Origin of the sequence: Kitasatospora sp. NPDC059722, from assembly GCF_042733235.1 — a bacterium.
Classification (GTDB): Bacteria; Actinomycetota; Actinomycetes; order Streptomycetales; family Streptomycetaceae; genus Kitasatospora.
This window is the reverse complement of sequence record NZ_JBHWGD010000104.1, coordinates 1-4,287: the sequence shown is the minus strand read 5'-3', so window position 1 is coordinate 4,287 and position 4,287 is coordinate 1. Positions and strand designations below refer to the sequence as shown.

The following is a 4,287-nucleotide window of genomic DNA, read 5'->3' as shown; positions in this document are numbered from 1 at the left end:
CGCGCGACCCCCGCGCGGCGGCCCCGGCGCCGTCCGCCCGCGCTGGGGGGGGGGGGGGCCCGCCCCCCCACGGCCGGGTCGGACCACAGCAGGATCCGGGCGGCGAGCTGCTCGTGCTCGGGCGGTTCGAGCCCGTACACGGTGTTGAGCAGCTCGGTGGAGGCCAGCGGGCCCATTCCGCCGATCACGCCGATCAGCGGCTTGCGGGCCCCGGGCTCCCCGGTGCGCGCGGGGGCGCCGGCCGGCAGGGGCCGCGCGGCGGCCGCCGGGGGCGTGGTGACGCGTTCTCGGGTCATCCCAGGCACGGCAGGCCGAACTCCTCCAGGAAGATCGCGAAGGTCGCGATGACGAGCAGGTAGTCCGTGTCGAGGTGCGGGTGCACGGTGCGGGCCCCCGAGGTCTGGCGGCGGATCAGCTCGGCGACGACGGCCGGGTCGAAGTAGCCCTGCCGGCGCACGGTCGCGGGCGAGAGCAGGTCGTCGAACCACTCGTCGCCGGCCAGGAGCAGTTCGGTGCTGGTCTGGCTGCGGAAGCCGAACTTGCGGCGGTCGAGCACCTCCTGCGGGACGAGGCCCTCGGCCGCGCGGCGCAGCACGGCCTTCTCCCGGCCGCCGGCCGTCATCAGGGACGGCGGGATCGAGGTCGCGTGCCGGACGACGTCCCTGGCCAGGAACGGGAAGCGCATCTCGACGGAGCTCGCCATGGCCATCCGGTCGCCGTGGTCGCCGAGCAGGTGGTCGGCGAGCCGCAGGTGGAAGTCCAGGTAGGAGCGCTGGTGCAGCGGGTGGCGCCCGATCAGGCGCTCCGGATCGACGAGGCGCTGGGAGGTGACCGAGAACGCGTCGAACTCCTCGGCCAGCGGGCCGCTGTAGAGCTGGCGGCGCAGGTCGTGGGCGGGCACCTGGTCGGTCTCGTAGCGCAGGTCCAGGCCCCACATCCGGTGGGCGGCCGCGCGTTCGAGCTGCTCCTCCAGGAGGTCGGCCGGGCCGCGGCCGGGGCCGCCGGTGTCGAACAGGTAGCCCGGGTAGCCGCCGAACAGCTCGTCGGCGCCCTCGCCGCTGAGCACCGCGACCGTGCCGGTGGCGCGGACCTCGCGGGCCAGCAGCATCGAGCAGACGTTGTAGGACTCCTTCACCGGGGTCTCGGCGTGCCGGACCATGGCGCCGAGCAGGCCGGCGGTGTCGGCGGCGTCGACGGGCACCTCGCGGTGGCGGGTGCCGATCTTGCCGGCCACCAGCCGCTGGTAGCGCGCCTCGTCGATGCTGCTGCCGGGGAAGGTGACCGCGTAGCTGGGCCACGCGTGGCCGGGGCGGCCGGCGGCCAGGAGCGCGCCGATCAGGCTGGAGTCCAGGCCGCCGCTGAGGTAGGTCCCGACGGGGACGTCCGCGACCGAGCGGGAGCGGACGGCGGCGTCGAGCAGGTCCCGGGTGCGGTCGGCGCAGGTGTCGAGGACGCGCGGGTCGCGCAGGGCGGCGGCGTCGCGGTGGCGGGCCTCGTCGTCCCAGAGCGGGTAGTCGAGGTCCCAGTAGCGCTCGGTGCGGTGGCCCGAGCGGTCCGCGACGAGCCGCTCGCCGGGGCGCAGCGACCTGATGCCCTCGAACATCGTCCGGGGGCTGACCAGTCCGGGCAGCGAGAGGACCTGGTCGAGTCCGCGCAGGTCGACCCGGCGGTCCACCAGCGGGTGGCACAGAATGCTCTTGACCTCGGAGGCGAAAACGATCCGGCCGGCCACCTCGGTGTAGAACAGCGGCAGCACTCCGCAATGGTCGCGGGCGAGCACGAGGCGGTCCTCGCGCCGGTCGTAGAGGGCGAAGGCGAACTGGCCGTCGAGGTGGCCGGTGAGTTCGGTGCCGTATTCCTCGTAGAGGTGGACCAGGACTTCCGTATCCGAACCGGAGCGGAATGTGTGGCCCTTTCTCCGGAGTTCCTCGCGCAGTTCCCGGTGGTTGAATATCTCGCCGTTGCACACCGAGACCACCGAGGAGTCCGGGGTGGCGTGGGGCTGTCCCCCGCCGGCCAGGTCGACCAGCGACAGGCGGCGGAACCCGGCGGTGAACGCGCCGGTCTCGCAGGTGGTGTGCGCGTCTGGCCCCCGGTGCACCAGCGCGTCGGTCATGGCCGTCAGGACGTCGGGGTCCAGGCCGGCCGGGTCGTCGAATCCGTAGACCCCGGCTATTCCGCACATCGAGCTCAGGCTCCTATCACCCGGTCGCCCACACGAATCCTGACGGAATCCGCTGTTCTTTCGATATGTCCGCCGGTCACATTAGGAGCGGCGCCGCACACGGGTCAACGATTTACCGCTCGTCCTTTGGGACAGAATCCCGGCCCTACCGGAGTACAGGTCGGTTCTCGACCTGCGGGCGGCGACGCGCGGCGCTTTCCCGGCCTAGCGTGAGGGCCGAACGATTTCGCGTGGCAACGACGGTGAGGTTGGAGACTATGCGCGTCCTCGGCTACAGCGGGCTGAACGGCGGACTGGAATTCAAGCGGGCGGCTTTCCCCGGGCTCGATCCCCGGCTGCACAGGTTCGCCCAGGGCTACGACTCGGCGGCGGCCCTGGTGATCGACGGCGAGGTCGTGGCCGCCGCCGCGGAGGAGCGGTTCACCGGCGAGAAGACCACCGGGTCGTTCCCGGCCAACGCGATCGCGTTCTGCCTGGAGCAGGGCGGGCTGAAACCCGACGACGTCGACGTCCTGGCGCACGGCTTCGCCTACGGGGAGCCGGCCGGCGGCGCCGGGAGCACCCACGCGGCCACCCGGTTCCGCGAGGTGTACTCGACGGAGTCGCAGATCGCCCTGGCCGAGAAGTTCCTTCCCGGCCGGCCCTGGGGCGACCGCTTCCGGCCCGTCCCGCACCACCTCGCCCACGCCGCGAGCACCTTCTACCCCAGCGGGTTCGAGGAGTCGCTGATCGTGGTGAGCGACGGGATGGGCGAGTCCGAGAGCCTCACCGTCGCGGTCGGCCGGGGCGAGGAGATCGAGGTCCTGCGCACCGTCCCGGCCATGCACTCGGTCGGGATCCTCTACAGCCTGGTGACCCACCACCTCGGCTTCGTCCCTTTCATGGACGAGTACAAGGTGATGGGTCTCGCGCCCTACGGGGACCCCCAGCGCTACTACGACCGCTTCGCCGACATGGTGCGGCTGCGGGAGGACGGCACGTACACCGTCCCCGTGCTGGCCCGGGACCGCACGGCCTTCGAGCACGAGACCCACGAGGGCGTCCTGCGCGAACTGGCGGCCGTGCTCGGCCCCGCGCGGCTCCCGGGGCAGCCCTCGACCCAGGAGCACGCCGACATCGCCGCGGCCCTCCAGGCGATCACCGAGCAGTCGATGCTGCACGTCCTGCGCGCGGCCCGCGAGCGCACCGGCCTCAGCCGGCTCTGCCTGGCCGGCGGCGTCGCGCTCAACTGCACGCTCAACGGCCTCGTGTCGCGCAGCCGGCTGTTCGACGACGTCTTCGTCCAGCCGGCCTCCAGCGACGACGGCACCGCGATCGGCGCGGCGCTCGCGGCGGACGCCACCGCCGCCGCCGGGGCCGGGCGGATGTCCATGCCGTACTGGGGACCCGGGTTCTCCGACGAGGAGCTGGCGGCGGCGGTCGGCGAGCCGGCGGGCTGCACCGTCGAGGAATACGCCACCGACGCCGAACTCGCCGAGCGGGTCTCGGAGCTGCTGGCCGACGGCCGGATCACCGCGTGGGTCCAGGGCCGGATGGAGTTCGGCCCCCGCGCGCTCGGCAACCGCAGCATCCTCGCCGACCCGCGGACCGAGGCCATGCGCGACCGCCTCAACGAGGTGGTCAAGGAGCGCGAGAGCTTCCGGCCGTTCGCGCCGGTGGTCCGCGTCCAGGACGCCGGCGAGTACTTCGAGATCGAGCCCGGCACCGAATCCCGGTACGCCCACATGCTGTTCGTGACGCAGACCCGCGCCGAGCGCCGCGACGACCTCGGCGCGGTCACCCACGTCGACGGCAGCGCGCGCGTCCAGGTGCTCCACCCGGAGAGCAACCCGCGGTTCTTCGAGCTGATCGGCGCCTTCGGCCGCCGCACCGGCACCCCGGTGGTGCTCAACACCTCGTTCAACCTGCGCGGCCAGCCGATCATCGCGACCCCGCAGGAGGCCCTGCGGACGTTCCTGCGCTCGAAGCTGGACGCCCTCGTCCTCGGCCGGACCGTCGTCGTCAAGGGCGCCGAGGAGTCGATCGCCGATGTCGGCTAGCCCCTTCCCGTCCCCGGCCGCCCACGCGACCCTGCCGCCCGACCCGCCCCGCCCGCCCGTGCC

General features: G+C 73.1%; 2 protein-coding genes and 1 pseudogene. 1 reads left to right on the top strand and 2 read right to left on the bottom strand.

Annotation, left to right across the window (positions count from 1 at the left end; all coding sequences use genetic code 11):
- Both ACFV4F_RS37005 and asnB read right to left on the bottom strand, forming a co-directional pair.
- Positions 1-296: pseudogene (locus ACFV4F_RS37005) on the bottom strand (hypothetical protein); the annotation flags it as partial.
- Positions 293-2,185 carry an asparagine synthase (glutamine-hydrolyzing) gene (gene asnB / locus ACFV4F_RS37000; RefSeq protein WP_380509408.1) on the bottom strand — a complete coding sequence of 631 codons (1,893 nt, stop codon included), beginning with the start codon at positions 2,183-2,185 and terminating at the stop codon, positions 293-295. The pseudogene ACFV4F_RS37005 and the gene asnB, both read right to left, overlap by 4 nt.
- Before the next feature lie 257 nt (positions 2,186-2,442).
- Between asnB and ACFV4F_RS36995 the strand changes: the two genes are divergently transcribed.
- A complete protein-coding gene (locus ACFV4F_RS36995; protein ID WP_380509405.1) occupies positions 2,443-4,224 on the top strand; it encodes a carbamoyltransferase in 1,782 nt (593 codons plus the stop codon).
- The last annotated feature ends 63 nt before the right edge of the window (positions 4,225-4,287 follow it).